The following is a 284-nucleotide window of genomic DNA, read 5'->3' as shown; positions in this document are numbered from 1 at the left end:
CATCCACCGTGTACGCTTAGTCGCTTAACCTCACAACCCGAAACTGTCTCGGGGTGCAAAATGTTGAGAGACGCATCAATACCCCTGCAAAGGGCGTATTGACAGTATTCAATTTTCAGCTTGTTCCGGATTGTTAAAGAGCAAAATAATTCACAGTATACTGTCGCCAATACACTCTGAACTATGATTTTAGTATGGTGGAGCTAAGCGGGATCGAACCGCTGACCTCCTGCGTGCAAGGCAGGCGCTCTCCCAGCTGAGCTATAGCCCCATACAGAGACACT

Annotated in this window: 1 tRNA gene; it reads right to left on the bottom strand. The window is 48.2% G+C overall.

The window, feature by feature from the left end:
- Positions 1-195: 195 nt before the first annotated feature.
- Positions 196-271: transfer RNA gene (locus C5471_RS25545), tRNA-Ala, on the bottom strand.
- Between the last annotated feature and the right edge of the window lie 13 nt (positions 272-284).

The sequence above is a fragment of the Photorhabdus tasmaniensis genome, from assembly GCF_011189505.1.
GTDB classification, from domain to species: Bacteria; Pseudomonadota; Gammaproteobacteria; order Enterobacterales; family Enterobacteriaceae; genus Photorhabdus; species Photorhabdus tasmaniensis.
The sequence above is the reverse complement of the archived record's forward strand: the minus strand, read 5'-3'. Positions and strand labels throughout refer to the sequence as shown.